The 15,249-nt window shown below is 61.3% G+C and carries 13 protein-coding genes; 5 read left to right on the forward strand and 8 right to left on the reverse strand.

The features are described from left to right. Window positions 1-440, reverse strand: a 440-nt coding sequence (locus LNV09_RS00005) for a hypothetical protein (protein WP_263555018.1), incomplete at its 3' end; no start/stop codon positions are given. Between the two features lie 101 nt (window positions 441-541). Between LNV09_RS00005 and LNV09_RS00010 the strand changes: the two genes are divergently transcribed. Both LNV09_RS00010 and LNV09_RS00015 read left to right on the forward strand, forming a co-directional pair. Next, the gene (locus LNV09_RS00010; protein WP_263555019.1) at window positions 542-964 is read left to right on the forward strand and encodes a VOC family protein; all 423 of its coding nucleotides are present in this window, start codon (window positions 542-544) and stop codon (window positions 962-964) included. A gap of 1 nt (window position 965) precedes the next feature. After that, window positions 966-1,517: a GNAT family N-acetyltransferase gene (locus LNV09_RS00015; RefSeq protein ID WP_263555020.1), complete on the forward strand. Its 552-nt coding sequence runs from the start codon at window positions 966-968 to the stop codon at window positions 1,515-1,517. Window positions 1,518-1,622: 105 nt separating this feature from the next. Here LNV09_RS00015 and LNV09_RS00020 read toward each other — a convergent pair whose 3' ends face one another. From LNV09_RS00020 to LNV09_RS00030, 3 genes are all read right to left on the reverse strand, one after another. After that, window positions 1,623-2,501, reverse strand: coding sequence for a DoxX family protein (locus tag LNV09_RS00020; RefSeq protein ID WP_263555021.1), 879 nt, complete (start codon window positions 2,499-2,501; stop codon window positions 1,623-1,625). Window positions 2,502-2,591: 90 nt separating this feature from the next. After that, entirely contained in the window at window positions 2,592-3,494 is a 903-nt protein-coding gene (locus LNV09_RS00025; protein WP_263555022.1) for a LysR family transcriptional regulator, read from the reverse strand. A 277-nt stretch (window positions 3,495-3,771) separates the two neighbouring features. Continuing rightward, window positions 3,772-4,605, reverse strand: a complete 834-nt coding sequence (locus tag LNV09_RS00030; protein ID WP_263555023.1) for an SDR family oxidoreductase — start codon at window positions 4,603-4,605, stop codon at window positions 3,772-3,774. Window positions 4,606-4,713: 108 nt separating this feature from the next. Between LNV09_RS00030 and LNV09_RS00035 the strand changes: the two genes are divergently transcribed. The 3 genes from LNV09_RS00035 (at window position 4,714) to malZ (ending at window position 9,047) form a co-directional block, all read left to right on the forward strand. After that, the gene (locus LNV09_RS00035) at window positions 4,714-5,655 is read left to right on the forward strand and encodes an AraC family transcriptional regulator (RefSeq protein WP_263555024.1); all 942 of its coding nucleotides are present in this window, start codon (window positions 4,714-4,716) and stop codon (window positions 5,653-5,655) included. Window positions 5,656-6,352: 697 nt separating this feature from the next. Beyond that, window positions 6,353-7,087: a glycine zipper 2TM domain-containing protein gene (locus LNV09_RS00040; protein WP_263555025.1), complete on the forward strand. Its 735-nt coding sequence runs from the start codon at window positions 6,353-6,355 to the stop codon at window positions 7,085-7,087. 160 nt (window positions 7,088-7,247) lie between these two features. Beyond that, on the forward strand, window positions 7,248-9,047 hold the full coding sequence (gene malZ, locus LNV09_RS00045) for a maltodextrin glucosidase (RefSeq protein ID WP_263555026.1): 1,800 nt from the start codon (window positions 7,248-7,250) through the stop codon (window positions 9,045-9,047). Window positions 9,048-9,094: 47 nt separating this feature from the next. Here malZ and LNV09_RS00050 read toward each other — a convergent pair whose 3' ends face one another. The 4 genes from LNV09_RS00050 to LNV09_RS00065 form a co-directional block, all read right to left on the reverse strand. Then, window positions 9,095-11,863, reverse strand: a complete 2,769-nt coding sequence (locus tag LNV09_RS00050; RefSeq protein ID WP_263555027.1) for an alpha-1,6-glucosidase domain-containing protein — start codon at window positions 11,861-11,863, stop codon at window positions 9,095-9,097. A 153-nt stretch (window positions 11,864-12,016) separates the two neighbouring features. Beyond that, window positions 12,017-12,406, reverse strand: a complete 390-nt coding sequence (locus LNV09_RS00055) for a VOC family protein (RefSeq protein ID WP_263555028.1) — start codon at window positions 12,404-12,406, stop codon at window positions 12,017-12,019. A gap of 61 nt (window positions 12,407-12,467) precedes the next feature. After that, window positions 12,468-14,174 (reverse strand): ABC transporter ATP-binding protein, encoded by a 1,707-nt coding sequence (locus LNV09_RS00060; RefSeq protein WP_263555029.1) that lies wholly within the window; start codon window positions 14,172-14,174, stop codon window positions 12,468-12,470. A gap of 2 nt (window positions 14,175-14,176) precedes the next feature. After that, window positions 14,177-15,229 carry an ABC transporter permease gene (locus LNV09_RS00065; protein WP_263555030.1) on the reverse strand — a complete coding sequence of 351 codons (1,053 nt, stop codon included), beginning with the start codon at window positions 15,227-15,229 and terminating at the stop codon, window positions 14,177-14,179. Window positions 15,230-15,249: the final 20 nt, after the last annotated feature.

Consider the following 15,249-nt stretch of genomic DNA (forward strand, 5'->3'; position numbering starts at 1 on the left):
CAGTGGTTAGTGTGTTGCACCGACCAGTTGAATCCGCCGTACTGACCCGCCCATCGAGACGCATGCAGGATGTTCGCCGCTGCTGCGGCATTCAGCGACCGAGATCGCACTTGTGAGGGTACTTTTGCCAGGTGGAAAAAAGTTCTTGACTTAAAGTTAACTTGAACTTTCATCATGGCCGCATGTCGAAGCAAAACTTCATACCCATGCGAGAACCACCTAGATCCCATGCGCATCAATATCACGCGTCCAAAGGACTGATCGACGCCTTCCAGGCCTTGCCCCTTGGATACCCTGCGCACCAACAAGTGCAACTTGTTCATGGCATGGTTTGGCATGCGCTGCGTCGGCTCGGTGCCAAACCAAAAGACATGCAATGGCTTGACGACCACAAAGGCAACCAGTTCCGGGGCGTTGGGCTCCACGTACGTGCCCAACATCAAGCTGTTGAAGTCTGGCGTGACGCCGCCAAGTCCTCACGAAGAAGTGGGCTGCTCTCCAACGGTGAATCGGGCGGTTTCATGAGAAGGAGTTGGCGAGTATGTTGACGTCTTTCAGCGTTCAAAGAATTGATCATCTTGTTTTGCGGGTCAGTGACCTGACCCGGTCCATCTCGTTCTATGAGACGGTGTTGGGCTGTGCCATAGTCAAGCGTCGCGATGACCTTGGGTTGGTGCATCTGAGGGTCGGTACATCGATGATCGATCTGGTAAGCATCGACGGTGTACTTGGGCGCCGAGGAGGGGTCGGAGCAGGTTCGGAAGGCCGCAATCTAGACCATCTATGCCTCAGAGTTGAACCTTTTCTGGAACTTCCCTTGCTTGCTCATCTTGCTGTTTATGGGATCAAGCCACTTGGCCCAGCAGAAGAAAACTTTGGTGCCGAAGGTGATGGGCTTTCACTCTATATCCATGACCCCGACGGCAATCTAGTCGAACTCAAAGGGCCTCCAACCACGAATTGACATGTTGCATATTCCGACTTTGCGCACTGAGCGCCTGTCCCTTGTCCCGCTAGACCACCGCTGCGAACCTGCCTACCAAGCCTTCTATACGGATGCCAAGGCCTCGGCCAACTACGGTGGACCCTTGAGTGCCGGAGCTGCCTGGGCACGCTTGGCCGCAGATCTAGGGACTTGGTACTTGCAAGGATTTGGTGTTTGGGCCGTTCGGCAGAAGGTTGACCAACAAATCGTTGGGGTTTGTGGCTTCTGGCAGGGCAAAGGATGGCCACGTGAATTGACCTGGTGGCTGCTCCCGCAAGCGCGCGGTCAAGGGCTTGCGAAGGAAGCCTCGCTTGCAGTGATATCGCACGCCTACGAGGTGCTCGGCTGGCCGGTTGTTGAAACGTATATGAATGATTCCAACGCGAGCGCCCGCGCCTTGGTGCTGAGCCTTGATGGTGAATTCCAGGAGCGGCGGAGTTTCCCTGACGGACTGGAGCGCGATATTTTCCGCTTGCCGAATCCAGATCGAGTGTGTCGTGAGCGCCGTGCTGGACTGTCAAATCAACTGTGAACTCTATCGAGTTCAGCCTCGCGCTCCCAGCCAGTGCCTATCATTCGGACTCGCAGTGGCGGCTTCGGCAGAGGTGCCCGTGGCAGTCACTGGGCAATCCCCATTTCAAGTCCCAGAAACCTCTTTGGCGATTGTTGGCATTGATGACCGGTGACGCAGTTTTGTGAGCTTAGGCCAGGCGAACGGCGCGGCGCGGTTATCCCATGACGTTGCCACTAGGCAGGTAATGAGCAGCAAGCTGTATTCCCAACCCCAACCCTCCGGGGCCCATTTCAGTTCGCCAGGGGAGACGATAAAGAAGCCCGATGGCCAATGAAACCAGACTATGCCCACGGAATAGAAGCAAATCAGCACCAGACTGATTGGAAAGACCATCAGGCGCAGTGCAATCAAGACCGTACCAATGGTTTCAAACAAGTTCACACCAATGATAATTTGCAGCCCGAACGGAAAGCCCTTTTCGGTCATGATGCCACCCAGCACGTTACTGTGCCCGGTCAATAGACGATGGGCGCCGTGTATGAAGATGCATATGCAAAGTATGAGGCGCATTGCATCCATACCCAAGCGCGCGTACTTGGCTGGGAGGCGGCCAGCGAGCCCTTCGCACACAACTGCAAATAGAGCCCCGCAGAGCATCAAGCTCAGTTCCCAGCCGTTGTCGCTCGGGCCAATGACCCAGAAACCAATGTACCGATGAAAAAGCAGAATGCTGGCCAGGTACAAGCCGATGAACAGCGACCCAATCGGCACCACGAACAGGCGCGACGCCAGCAACAGCGAACCGACCACTTCGAATGAACTGATCAATTGCGCCAGCAAGGAACCCATCGGGAATCCCAGCGTACTCAAGTACTGGCCCAGTACAGGACTAGCGCTCCAGAGGCGCTCAAAGCCATGGGTGAAAATCATGGCGCAAAGGACCAAGCGCAGCAGGTCAGTGCCGGCACTTTTGGGTGAATAGAATTGTTTGTCGATCTGCATGGGGTGCTCCTTCAGTGCCGGCACTTTAGGGGAGTCAAGGCATGAAATCAACGCATGGTTCCGCATGGTGATCATGCGAATATGGAATGCCTAATCGCGTCGAAACTGGGTCACACCATGGATAGACCGGAATAGCACTGAGTGCACCAAATTCCGAAACCATTGGTGGGCCGGGTCATGCTGGCTGCGCGCATGCCACAACAACCAGTAGCGATAGATGTGCGCGTCGATGGGCAGCGCTTTCCAAACAATCGGTGCCTGGCGCGCAAAGACTACTGCCACATGTTCGGGTATGGTGAGCAGTAGGTCATTGGTTGCCAGCAGGCGTAGTGCCGTGCTGTAAAACGGCACGCTCAAGCGTACCTGCCGCGCCAAACCGGCCTGAGCCAGGTGATGGTCGATAAAACTGATCTTGTCACCCCCACCGCCAATGTCGAGGTGGTCGGCTGCGGCATAGGCATGCAGCGACAGTGCTTGGTCTGCCAGTGGATGGCCGGCACGCATGGCGCACACGGGGCGGTCCTCGCCCAAGGCGCGCCCGTGCAGGTTCTCCGGCAACGCGTCTGCGATGGTGGGGACGAGATCGACGCCTTCGTCGGCCAGCAGCCGGTAGTGGCCCGACTCCCACATATGAAACATCACCCGCACGCCAGGCGCCTGCCGACTGAGCAGGGCCATCACGTCGGGCAGCATATTGTCGGCAATGTAGTCGGAGCCGGAAATGGCGAACCGCCGTGTGCACTCGGCCGGGTCAAAGAGTGGCCCTTCCATCAAGGCCGCCATGTCGACCAGCATTGCCTTGAGTGGTGCGCGCAACGACACGGCGCGTTCCGTCAGAATATAGCGCTGGCCTTCACGAATGAGCAGCGGGTCGCGCAATTGATCCCGCAACTGCACCAATTGCCGACTCACAGCAGACTGGGTCATGCCTAGCAAGCGTCCCGCTGCCGTGACGTTACGTGTTTCCAGCAGCACGTCGAGCGTACGCAGCAAGTTCAGATTGAAGGACTGAAGCGAAATAGATTCTCTCTACGCAGTACAGGCCACTGGAGGTTAGCATTTTTGCCAACAAATACCTAGCTCAGAACCGCTGGTTGTGAGGCCGACCGGGAGAGATCCACTTTCGAAGCGAAAGTGGCTGCTTCGGGCACTCAGTTGCCAGGCAGTCAGTGCTCTCGAAATGTCCCGGCCTGCGCACGGCCGAGACCACGAACAAGCCCTGCATAGCTGACGTTCGGTTCGCAGACCGTTTTAGCCAACAGCGACTTGATCAAGCCCAAGCAGTTTTGTAGTCCCGCGCGTACTGCGCCACGCTTCGGGGCGCGTGGCCGGTGATGGTGTGCACCGCGTCAGTCGTGCGCTCGGAGTATCCGGCTTTGAAGTAACCCAGGATGACGAGCATGAAGTCGGCGTAGTCGGCTGGCAAGCCGGCTCCCAGCAGGCCTTCGCGCATGGCCTCGGGCGATATGTCGGTGTAGCCGATGCGCTTGCCGCTGGCCTGGGTCAGCAGGGCGGCCACTTGGTGGTGGTCCAGGGCCTCGGGGCCGGTGAGGTCGAAATCCTGCCCGTTGAAGCGGTCGCTGACCAGTAGCTCCGCGGCCACGGCGGCGATGTCGCGAGCATCGATGAAACTGCCCTTGGCCTCGCCAGTGGGCAGCAGGATCTGGCCCTGGTTCAGGATGCCGTGCAGCCAAAAAGTGTTGAAGTTCTGCATGAACCAGTTCGGGCGGATGACGTTGAAGGCCAAGCCCGAGGCTTCGAGGTGGCGCTCGGCCAAACGCAGGGGCGCGGCCTCGTCGGCGTTGGCGCCCATGGCGCTCATCAGCACCACCTTTTGCACGCCCTCGGCACGGGCGGCGTCCACCAGCGGGTTCAGCAGCAAGTCTTGGCGGGTGTGGCCAGGGGGCGCCAGGAAGAAGGCTTGGTCAACGCCGGCGAAGGCAGCGTCGCGACCCTCGCCGGTGAGCAGGTTCAGGTGGACTTGATCGGGCGCGGTGGGTGTGCGACTGGTGGCTTTGCGCACGGTGTGGCCGGCTTGGGTGAGCAGGCTGGACAGTTCGGAGCCGACGGTGCCGCTGGCGCCAATGACGAGGATGGTGGACATGAGAGAACTCCAGAAAACGTTGCGATGGCGCTATTGTTCTGCACTTGAAATGTACTTGAAATGGCTTTTAGTCCACAATTCATGTCTTGCAGTTCTTCTTTTCGAATCATGAATACAAGCTCGTTGGACCTTTTGAGTGACTTGCTACAGCAAGCTGGCATGCGCCGCCGTTTGCTGGGCCAGCGCGCCGTGCCCCTTGGCATGGCCTTGCGCTTCCCTTGCGAGAAGAGCATTGGGCTGCACGTGGTGACGCATGGGCTGGTGCACGTGAACGCACCCGGCTTGTCATCGCCCTTGGCCTTGCGGGCGGGCGACATTGCTGTGATGGCGCGGGGCTGCGAGCACTTTTTGAGCGTGGCCCCGGCCCTGGATGGACTGCGGGTCGAAACCATCGGAGCGCCCTCTGACGAAGTTCCCGAGGTCGGTGCTGCGGTGGTTATCGGCGGCGCCTACCAGCTATGGAACCAACCATTGCACCCCTTCTTTCGGGAGATGCCGGCTTGGTTTGTGGTGCGGGCCGACGAGGTGCCCAAGCTTGGGCCCTTAGCGCTGACGGTGGGCCTGCTGATTGACGAACTGCGCCAGCACAGCATGGGCACCGAGACGGTGCTGAACGGCCTTCTGGATGTTGTGTTCACCTACCTGCTGCGCGAAATGCTGGCCCGCCACGCTGATGCTTCGGCCGGCTGGGCTCATGCGGTGCGCGACCCCCAAGTGCACCGTGCTCTGGTGCTGATGCAAGGCGACACTGCGCGCGCATGGACGCTAGAAGCCTTGGCGGCGGAGGCTGGGCTGTCGCGCACCGGCCTAGCCGAGCGCTTCCGCGAAGCCATGGGAGAAACGCCCTTGGCCCATTTGCGCACGCTGCGCTTGCAGGCAGCCATGCGCTTGCTCGGGCAAACCGAGCAGACCTTGGAACAAGTGGCCCAGGCGGTGGGCTACCAAGACGCCTTCAGCTTCTCGAAGGCTTTCAAGCGCGAAGTGGGACTGTCGCCGCGCGAATTCCGGCGACGCGATGAAGCCGACCGGGCGCTAGCTTATCGGTTCTAGGCGGCGCTGCCTTCAGTTGGGGGGCGGCACCCTTGAGGCTGGCGGCATTGACCATCGCGACGCTTCTCAAACCACTGGTCGCTGTAGTTTTATCTACCGTCCAGCTAGGCCAGCACTTGAGCGTATTCCAGTGGTTCGGTGGCCAGCGGCTCTTGCTCAGCATCTGGGTACTACGTAGACGGGCCGCACCATAGACGCCATCACATCAGCCACGATATCCAAAATCACCAAAACGGTCGGCGATTCGAACGTCAGCTATGCGGCGTTAGTTCGAGCTGCAGGCTTAGCGCAGGTCCGGGCATTTCGAGGGCACTGACCGCGCGGCCACTCAGTGCCCGTTGCCGCCGCCTGTCTGCAGGGCTGAGTGAATAAAAATATGCTCTTTGCCCGGCTGCGCGAGAACCTCAACCATCGTATCTATCCCTTCTATCCCCTCCATCCAGGCTCAAATTGCTCGTTTCCTGGAGCCAATTTTTAGCCAGGATGGCGGGGGTGAAAGGGATGAACGCAAGAACGGGCGAGTGGACCAGGCCTTGCGCAATCCCTGCCCAGAGCCAATATCGAGAGGCAATTTCGGGCACAAGCTCGCCTTTCAAGTTGGCCGAGGTACCGCGCCGAGCACAGATGCCGGCCAGTCACACACCGTCACAGTCTGCACACGCAAGCGCCATAGACTTGTCCGCTGAGGCTTTTGACAATGCTGTTCATCGAAACAACAGCTTTGATCGAGACCTTCACCATGCACGCATTGGCCAACACTCCCAGCCCTTTTCAGCACAAGTTCAATTGCCGCTTGGGCAGGCGGCTCAAGCGCGACCAAGCGCCGCAGGTCGCGCCCCAAGGCACCGCCAGCCGCAGCCCAAATCAGGACCTGACCGCAGTCGCCCTGGTGCTGGTACTGGGCACCGTTTTGTTGTCCGCTTTGCCCGCGGAAGTGCGCGCGCAGACCCAGCCGCAGGCCAGCGAACGCAGCACCCTGGTGCGTGTGATCTCGTCCACGCCCAATCTGGAACGCATCACCGAAACCCGCCAGCAATGCGGCTACGAGACCCAGCAAGTACCGAGCCCGGCAGTAAGCCAGCAGGCCGGCCTGGGCGGCACTGGCGGAGCGCTGCTCGGCGCTTTGGCCGGAGGCTTGCTGGCGGCCCAAGTGGGCAAGGGCAATGGCAAGCACGCGGCGATTGCCGCCGGCAGCGCCACCGGCGCCTTGGTCGGCAAGAGCTTGGCCGAACAGTCAAGCCCAGCGCCAAGCTACGCAACCTACAGCCAGCAGCAAGTGCAGGTCTGCCGGCCGGTCAGCGTGCAGCGCGAGCAAGTGCGCGACTACACCGTGCGCTACGAACACCAAGGCCAGGAGTACCAGGTCCAGCTGCCACAGCAGCCCGGCCAGTGGTTGAGGTTGAACATCAGCCACAGCGTGCAAGCGGTGTGAGTCGCCATTGACCCAGGGCCAGGCTATTGACGATCTCGCTGGCAGTGGCTGTGGTGGGCTTGCGACTGCTGCGCCCTCAATCCACCCCGGGGGATGACGCCCAGCCCTTGCACCGGTCAACACAATAGGGCTCATCTGAACAGCGGTTTGCCTACAAACTATGCTTCTCTTGCACCCCCCCATCAGCCCTTGGGTCCAGCGCGGCCCCGACGGTTGCCGCATCAGCCTGCTGAGCGAACGCGTGGATCTGGACACCGTCTTCCTGCGCAGCACACCCGATAACGAAGAATATCTGCTGACCATGCACTATGCGGGGCGGCATGCCGAGCTGCACCGCTGGGAAGCATTTCTGCCTTGGGATGGCGGCAATGCCTTGACGCTCTATGCCTTCAAGGTGCTGGCCGACGGCACGCAGTATTGGCTAGCAGCCGACGGCGCGCACGAACACTTGCCACCCGAGGACAGGCACTTTCGGCTGCATCCCACGCAGATGCCGCCAAGCTGGGTGCGCGAGCAGGTTTTCTATCAGATCTTCCCCGACCGCTTCCACCGGGGCCTGCCGCCGGTCGATCGCCAGGGCCAGGTCTTGCCCGGCCAAGACGGCCGCCTCGTGCAGCAGCCGCAATGGAGCGAGCCGGTTGACCATGACAACGCGGCGAACAGCTTTTACGGCGGCGATCTGCCCGGCATCACCGCCAAGCTTGATTATCTGCAGGGGGAATTGGGCATCACGGCGCTGTACCTGAACCCGATCTTTGCCTCCGGCAGCAATCACAAGTACGACACCGATGACTACGAGCAGGTGGACCAGCATTTCGGCGGCAACGCAGCGCTGGAAGACCTGAGCGGCGCGGTCCACAGCCGAGGCATGCGCCTGGTGCTGGACGGCGTGATCAACCACACCGGCGTCAACCACGCCTGGTTCAAACAAGCACAGGCTTCGCCAGACTCGCCCTACCGCAGCTTCTATCTTTTCAACCAAGACGGTCATCACTTTGGCTGGAAGGGCTATACCTCGCTGCCGGTGCTGGACTTTTCCTCACCCGCCTTGCGCGAACAGATCTACGCCGGCCCCGATGCGGTGCTGCGCCGCTGGCTCAAAGCGCCCTACAACATCGACGGCTGGCGGCTCGACGTGATCCATATGCTGGGCGAAGGCTCGGGTGCGCGCAATAACGCCCATCATCTGCGCGAAATCCGCAGCGCCATCAAGCAAGAGATGCCCGAAGCCTATGTGATGGGCGAGCATTTCTCCGAGGCGACACGCTGGCTGCAGGGCGACCAGGAAGACGGCGCGATGAACTATTACGGTTTCGCCAACCCGGTGCGGGCCTGGTTGGCCGGGCAGGACGTGGCCTATCAAGCGATCAAGCTGAGCAGCGCAGCCTTTGATGCCTGGATGCGCCGCGCCCAGGCCTGCATTCCCTTTGATAACCAATTAGCCCAGCTGAATCTGCTGGACAGCCACGACACCACCCGCTTCTTCACCCTGCTGGGCGAAGACAGCGCCCGCATGAAGCTGGCGGCAACGCTGCTGTTCACCCGACCCGGTGCGCCGTGCATCTACTACGGCGACGAAATCGGCCTGGCCGGCGGCCCGGACCCGGATTGCCGCCGCCCCTTCATCTGGGAGCGCGAACGCTGGAATTTGCCGCTATTCGAGCATTACCAAGCCCTGGCCAAGCTGCGCCAGCAACGTGGCGAATGGCGCCATGGCGCGGTGCAAACGCTGGGCTTTGGCGCCGATTGGATCGTCTACGCCCGCTACACCGACTGGGAGGCCAGCATCATCGCAGTCAACCGCGGCGCGTATCCGACCTTGGTGAAGCTGCCGGTGTGGCAGTTGCCGGTACCGGTCGAGACCTGGCAGTCGCATGGGGGCCAGAGCTTTAGCCTGAGCGAGGGCCAAATGGCGATCGAGTTGCCTCCGGTGGGCAGCGTGCTGCTGCTGAGCTGCTAAAGAGCGAGCATCAATGGCTGCCCAGGTGCAGCCCAAGCCACGCTTCATTACTGCCGCACAAACACCACCGCGCTGCGCCCAGGCAGCGTGAAGCGGCCGGTGCCGGCATCAAAGCGCGCCTCGGCCGCAATCCGCCGGTCGGCCGCTGCGGCGTCCAGGTGCACCGGGTGCAAGGCAAACTGTTTGGCCACTTCAGAGGGCAAGTCGATGTGCTGTGCGGACGGATCCACATTGATGAAGTAGAGCACTTGCTCAAACCCCGCGCCCGGCCAGCCGCGCCCATCCAGGCTCGCCGCGACCACGCGCGGGTTTTGGCTCGGGCCGGTGTTCAGGAACTTCAGGCGCTGCTGGATCGCCTCGGCCGTGGGCAAGCGGAACAGGCTGGAGCTGGCGCGGATCTTGAGCAGATCACGAAAGGCGTCGCGCGTCCAGGCAATGTCCGCCGGGCTGGGCTTGATGCTTGCATCCGCCAACAGCGGCGCCAGCAAGGGGTATTGCTCGCCGTTATCAAGCTTGGGCGGCAGGCCGGCCCCGAAGCCATTGTCACGGTAGCTCCAGTCCAGGCGATTGAACCAGTCACCCGAGTCATAACTGTTTTTGTCCAGTGACTTGGAGCGCAAGATATCAACACCGGCATGGAAGTAGGCCACGCCCTGGCTGAAGGCGGTCAGCGCCAGCCCCAAAACCTGCACCCTGGCACGCTCAGCCGACGAAGTCTCGCGCGGCAGCTTGAGCACATTGATGTCGAACAGGGTTTGGTTGTCGTGGTTGTCGACGTAATTGACCACTTCGCCGGGCTGGGCGACATAGCCGGCCGGCTGATCGCCGTAGGCAATGTCGGCCAGCTTGTCCTTTTTGCCCTGCCAGGTCAGCAACTCATAGTCACGCAAGGAGCCGGCCAGGCCGACACGAATCAAGTCGGCCGCCTGCATAAGATCGGCCGGTGGGCGCTGTGGGGCTGAAGCATTGGGCGCATAGACGAGGCCGTTGAGCCAACCCTGGTTCTGCAGTACCGCCTGCCCGCTGTCTCCAGCGCTGCCGCCGCGCGCGGCGTCGCGCCCACGGTCACTGAAGGTGGCAATGCCCGAGCCGTTCAAAGACAGCTGCGAGGCCTGCACAAAGCGGGCGCCATGGGCCACTTCGCCGAAGTTCCAGCCCTCGCCTATCAGTTGCACAGGCCGCCCGGCCGCCTGGTTAACCCGCTCCTGCAAGGCCTCCATCACCGCGCGCGGCTGATGCGCCATCAAGTCGAAACGGAAGGAATCTATTTTGTATTCACGCGCCCACAGCGCCACCGAGTCGATCATCAACTTGGCCATCATCCGGTGCTCTGTGGCGGTGTTGTCGCAGCAGGTTGAACGCTCCACCTCGCCAAGCGCATTCAGGCGCTGGTAATAGCCGGGCACGATGCGGTCCAGCACCGATTTTTCATGCTGGCCGGCGGCGGCCGTGTGGTTGTAGACCACATCCATGCCGACGCGCAGGTCGGCTTTGTGCAGCGCCTGCACCATCTCCCGGAACTCGATGATGCGGCGCTCGGCCTTAGCCGCATCGCTCGAATAGCTGCCCTCGGGCGCGCTGTAGTGAAAGGGGTCATAGCCCCAGTTGAAACAATCCTCGGCCGCGACGGCCATCACGGCCGCCTGCTGAAGCGGGCTATCGAGCGCCGCCTGCGGGATCTTGGGCTTCAAGCAGCCGGCTTCCGGGATGGAGGCAATGTCGAACACCGGCAGCAAATGCACATCGGTCAAGCCAGCTTTCGCCAGCGCCTGCAGATGGCGCATGCCGGCCGAGCTGCTTTGGGTGAAGGCGCTGTACTTGCCGCGCTTGGCCGCCGGCACGGTGGCGTCCGAGATCGAGAAGTCACGCACATGCAACTCGTAGATGACCATATCGGTCGCGGTCTTGACGCGCGATGGGCGCGCGACGCGCGGTACGGCATCCCAACCCGGTGGCTTGAGCGCGGCGCGCTGCAAGTCGGCCACATAGCTGCGCTTGGAGTCGGTCGTCAGGCTGAGCGAATAGGGGTCGGTGACGCGGTTGCGCACCACGCCCAGGCCGGGCACAAATACATCGACCAGAAAGTTATAGTACTGCCCGCTCAAATCGCCTGTTAGCTTGGTCTGCCACACACCGGTTTGCGCGTCCCATTTCAGCGCGTCCAAGGCGAGGGCCTTGCTGCTGCCACTGGGGTAGCGGCATAGCGAGACTTTTTGCGCGGTCGGCGCCCAGAGCGTGAAGCTGGTTTGTCGGGCCACGCTCACACCCAAGGTTTCGACCCGCTCGGCGGCCGCATACAAGTCATCCAAGGCGCCGGGCGCCTGCAAACGCGTATGCGCTTGCACCAGACCGGCTTCGTCTTCCAGCACCAGCCAGACTTGCGCCCGGTGCAGTTGCGGCAGCCGAGGCAGATCGGCCTCAGCCACCTGCCAGCGCGGACCGGGGGCAATGAATTTGAAGCGCTGGGCCAGGTCGGCAGGCAGTTCTGCGCGACTGGGTTCAAGCAGCAACGAGGCATCCGCGCCGCCCAGCGCTTGATTTGGGCCAATCTGCAAGGCGGCCTGCGCCGAGTAATAGAGCTTGACGCGAGCGCCGACGGCCATTTTTTCTGCTGCGCCCGGCCATTGAATCAGGCCTCGGTTCAACCAATAGGCCCGCGCGGCCAGCGGTGCAGCGTCGCGTTGTGGGTGCAAAAGATGGGCAAAGCCGGGCTCGTCGCAAGCCTCCAAGGCCTTTGCCGGCAATGGGGCCAAGCCAAATACCAGGCTCAAGCCACACCAAGCCAAGCGATTCGTCACCATTTTTTGAATGCTCATTTTCTGCCCGTCGTACGAGGTGGCCGGAATGGCTCACAGAAAATGGTAACAAAACTACATCAAAATATTCACAGGAAATCTAATTTATTGCTTAACGACATCGAATAAGTAGCTTGACTACATGATTTCAGCAAAAAATGAACCTGACCCCATTTAGAGAACCGGCGGCTCCCAGAGCTCGACGCGGTTGCCTTCGGGATCCATCACCCAGCCGAATTTACCGAACTCGGAAGACTCGGTCTTGGGGTCTACAGCACAGCCTTCGGCGCGCAGCTGCGGCAACAAGGCGTCCAAATCGGCGACGCGGTAATTGACCATGAAGCCGGCCTGGCTGGGCGCGAAGTAGTCGGGCTCAGCCGCGGCGTCAAACACGCTCCAGACCGTCGAGCCATTCGGCTCGGGGCGCTCGGGCGTCTGCCATTGGAAGCTAGTACCACCCCAGGCCTGCACGTCGATACCGAGATGATCGCGGTACCAAGCGCGCAGGGCGACCGGATCACGCGCTTTGATGAAGATTCCACCGATTCCCGTGACTCGTTTCATCGCATGCTCCGAACCTTAGCAAAAGACCAGCCGCCTATCAAAGCGCCCGCAAACGGCCGGATCAGGCCGCTGCCACCGCCGCTGCATGCAGATGCGCCGCGCCTTGATACCCTCTTGGCACCGCGCCCAACAACTTGCGCGTGTATTCCTGCTGAGGATGGGCCAGCAGCGCCTGCGTCTCGCTTTGCTCGACCACATCGCCGTTCTGCATCACCAGCACTTCATCAGAGATGAACTTCACCACCGCCAGGTCGTGGCTGATGAAGACATAGCTGAGGCCGAATTCGTCCTGTAGATCCTTCAGCAGATTCAGCACCTGGGCCTGCACCGACACATCCAGCGCCGACACCGCTTCGTCCAGCACCAGCACCTCGGGGTTCAGCGTCAGGCAGCGTGCAATCGCGATACGCTGCCGCTGACCGCCGGAGAACTCGTGCGGGTACTTGTTCAGCACCGTGTCGTCCAGGCCGACCTTCTTCAGCAGGGCGCTGGCACGCGCCAAGCGCTCGTCATGGTCCTTGCCGATCTTGTGAATCTCCATCGGCTCGACCAGGGTCTGGCCAATCGTGAAGCGCGGGTTCAGCGAGGCATAGGGGTTCTGGAACACCACCTGGATGCGGCGGCGCATCTTTTGCCAGTCGACGCCGTTCATCTTCAACAGGTCTTTGCCCTCGAACAGGACCTCGCCGCCGGTCGGCTCATGCAGGCGCAAGAGCGTCAGGCCCATGGTCGTCTTGCCTGAACCGGACTCGCCCACCACACCCAAGGTGTAGCCCTTGCGCAGCTTGAAGTTGACCTCCTTGACGGCCTTGAACTCCTTCTTGCTGAACAGCCCGCTCTTGAAGAAGAAGCTCTTCTTCAGGCCGCGCGCTTCCAGAATCACCGGTGCGTTCGGGTCCTTGGCCTTGCCCAGGCCGGCGTTGACCGTCAGGCCGGCAATATGGTCGTCGATCACCATCAGGCGCGCCGGGTTCTCGGTCAGCGAGGGGCGGCAGGCCAGCAGTGCCTTGGTATAGCTGTCTTGCGGGTTGCTGAAGATCTCGGCCACCGGGGCCTTCTCGCGGATCTGGCCATGGCGCATCACCACCACCTGGTCGGAGATCTCGCCCACCACGCCCAGATCATGCGAGATGAACAGAAGAGCCATCTTGTGCGTCTCTTTGAGCTTGGCCATCAGCTCCATCACCTGGCGCTGAATCGTCACGTCCAGCGCCGTGGTCGGCTCGTCGGCGATCAGCAGCTTCGGGCTGCAGGCCAGCGCCACCGCAATCATCACGCGCTGCTGCTGGCCGCCCGACATCTCATGCGGATAGTTGCCCAGGCGGCGCTTGGGCTCGGGGATGCCGACCTCGTTGAGCAGCTCTTCGGCCCGCACCAGCGCTTGGCGTTTGCTCATGCCCATATGCTTGATCAGCGGCTCCATGATCTGCGCGGCCACGGTGAACACCGGGTTCAGCGAGGTCATCGGGTCCTGGAACACGCAGGCAATGTCGCGGCCACGGATGGCCTGCAACTCGCGCAGCGTGCACTGGCGCAAGTCCTGACCCTGGAACAGGATCTTGCCTTCGCGCTCGGCGTTGTCCGGCAGCAGGTTGAGGATGGACATGGCCGTCACCGACTTGCCCGAGCCCGACTCGCCCACCAGCGCGACGGTCGAGTTCTCGGGGATGTCAAAGCTGATGCCCTTGACGGCCTGGGTGCGTTGCATTTCGCCGTTGACACGGCCCATGCGGAAAGAGACTTTTAAGTCTTGAATGGAGAGCAACATGCTTATTCCAGGCCTCTGAGTTTCGGGTCCAGCGCATCGCGCAAGGCATCGGTGAACAGCGCAAACGCGGTCACGAAGATGGCCATCAAGCCGGTCACGGCCGCCAACTGCCACCAGTAGCCGAGGATCAGCTCGCTCTGCGACTCGCTCAGCATCGTGCCCCAGGAGACCTGGTCCACGCCGACGCCCAGGCCCAGATAGGACAGGATCACTTCGCTCTTGATGAAGCCCACCACATGCAGGGACAGCTGCACCAGCGCCACATGCGAGACGTTAGGCAAGATGTGTTTGAACATGCGCGAGTAACGCGAAGCGCCGATCGCTTCAGCGGCGCGCACATATTCGCGCACCGAATGCTTCATGAACTCGGCGCGGATCAAGCGGTAAATACCGGGCCAGCCGGCCAGACCCAGAATCATCACCACCGACATCACGCCGCGCCCGAAGATCACCGCAAACGCGAAGATCAGCAAGATGCTCGGGATGGCGGTGAAGACGTTGTAGAGCCACTCCAGGAAGTCGCCCACGCGGCCGCCAAAGAAGCCCGACAGCGCACCCAGCACGACGCCAATGATGGTGGCCACCACGGCCGCCAACACGCCGACCAGAATCGACACCTCGGCACCCTTGATCGCCTTGGACATCACATCGCGGCCCAGCCGGTCGCCGCCCATCGGCAGCGTCTCGGCCTTGACCGTCACCTCGGTCTTGTAGGCCTTGGCGCGCTCTTCCCATTCCTTGTACTTCGGAGCGAGCGGATCGATATCGCTGAGGTCCACATTCGGGCCCTTGGGCGTTTGAATAGCGCTGGTCGCCTCGGCCGGGGCCGGGCCCATAAAGGTCGGCGGCGCATTCGGCACGCCGACTTCTTTTTGCCAGTTCTTGGCGATCAGCCCGGTGCTGGAGGCCACCACCATCAAGAGGAAGAAGCCGACGATGACCATGGACACCATGCCCACCTTGTCGGTGCGCAGCCGGCGCCAGGAAGCCGCCCAGACGCCTTCTGATTTGCCGGCCTTGGCCGGCGTTGCAGGAGTAGACAAGACCGCGCTCATTTCGCATCTCCGAAGCGGAA

It is taken from the genome of Paucibacter sp. B2R-40, assembly GCF_025717555.1.
GTDB lineage: Bacteria > Pseudomonadota > Gammaproteobacteria > Burkholderiales > Burkholderiaceae_C > Paucibacter_A.

Excerpts from the sequence above, each read along its gene's own strand:
- LNV09_RS00010 (WP_263555019.1), top strand. The coding sequence starts at position 542 with ATGTTGACGTCTTTCAGCGTTCAAAGAATTGATCATCTTGTTTTGCGG.
- LNV09_RS00015 (WP_263555020.1), top strand. The coding sequence starts at position 966 with ATGTTGCATATTCCGACTTTGCGCACTGAGCGCCTGTCCCTTGTCCCG.
- LNV09_RS00020 (WP_263555021.1), bottom strand. The coding sequence starts at position 2,501 with ATGCAGATCGACAAACAATTCTATTCACCCAAAAGTGCCGGCACTGAC.
- LNV09_RS00030 (WP_263555023.1), bottom strand. The coding sequence starts at position 4,605 with ATGTCCACCATCCTCGTCATTGGCGCCAGCGGCACCGTCGGCTCCGAA.
- LNV09_RS00035 (WP_263555024.1), top strand. The coding sequence starts at position 4,714 with ATGAATACAAGCTCGTTGGACCTTTTGAGTGACTTGCTACAGCAAGCT.
- LNV09_RS00040 (WP_263555025.1), top strand. The coding sequence starts at position 6,353 with ATGCTGTTCATCGAAACAACAGCTTTGATCGAGACCTTCACCATGCAC.
- malZ (WP_263555026.1), top strand. The coding sequence starts at position 7,248 with ATGCTTCTCTTGCACCCCCCCATCAGCCCTTGGGTCCAGCGCGGCCCC.
- LNV09_RS00050 (WP_263555027.1), bottom strand. The coding sequence starts at position 11,863 with ATGAGCATTCAAAAAATGGTGACGAATCGCTTGGCTTGGTGTGGCTTG.
- LNV09_RS00055 (WP_263555028.1), bottom strand. The coding sequence starts at position 12,406 with ATGAAACGAGTCACGGGAATCGGTGGAATCTTCATCAAAGCGCGTGAT.
- LNV09_RS00060 (WP_263555029.1), bottom strand. The coding sequence starts at position 14,174 with ATGTTGCTCTCCATTCAAGACTTAAAAGTCTCTTTCCGCATGGGCCGT.
- LNV09_RS00065 (WP_263555030.1), bottom strand. The coding sequence starts at position 15,229 with ATGAGCGCGGTCTTGTCTACTCCTGCAACGCCGGCCAAGGCCGGCAAA.